This window comes from Pseudomonas sp. SMN11, assembly GCF_052041945.1.
Taxonomy (GTDB): Bacteria; Pseudomonadota; Gammaproteobacteria; order Pseudomonadales; family Pseudomonadaceae; genus Aquipseudomonas.
The window spans coordinates 1-368 of sequence record NZ_JBKGGW010000104.1; the positions used below are offsets into that span (position 1 = coordinate 1).

General features: G+C 66.8%; 1 protein-coding gene. It reads right to left on the reverse strand.

Going from position 1 to position 368, the window contains the following annotated elements; translation table 11 throughout:
- On the reverse strand, nucleotides 1–368 hold a 368-nt coding region (locus tag ACLEJU_RS28750), incomplete at both ends, for an aldehyde dehydrogenase family protein (RefSeq protein ID WP_440776791.1).

A 368-nucleotide genomic window follows, 5' to 3' on the forward strand; every position in this document is an offset into this window, starting at 1 on the left:
GGGGTCTGCTCGGCCGGCTTGAGCACCACGCAGTTGCCGGCGGCCAGCGCCGGGGCGAGCTTCCAGGCGGCCATCAGGATCGGGAAGTTCCACGGGATGATCTGCCCGACCACGCCCAGCGGTTCGTGGATGTGGTAGGCCACGGTGGTTTCGTTGATTTCGGCGGCGCCGCCTTCCTGGGCGCGGATGCAGCCGGCGAAGTAGCGGAAGTGGTCGACGGCCAGGGGGATGTCGGCGTTGAGGGTTTCGCGGATCGGCTTGCCGTTGTCCCAGGTCTCGGTGATGGCCAGGAGTTCCAGGTTCTGTTCGATACGGTCGGCAATCTTCAGCAGGACGTTGGAGCGGTCCTGGACCGAGGTGCGGCCCCA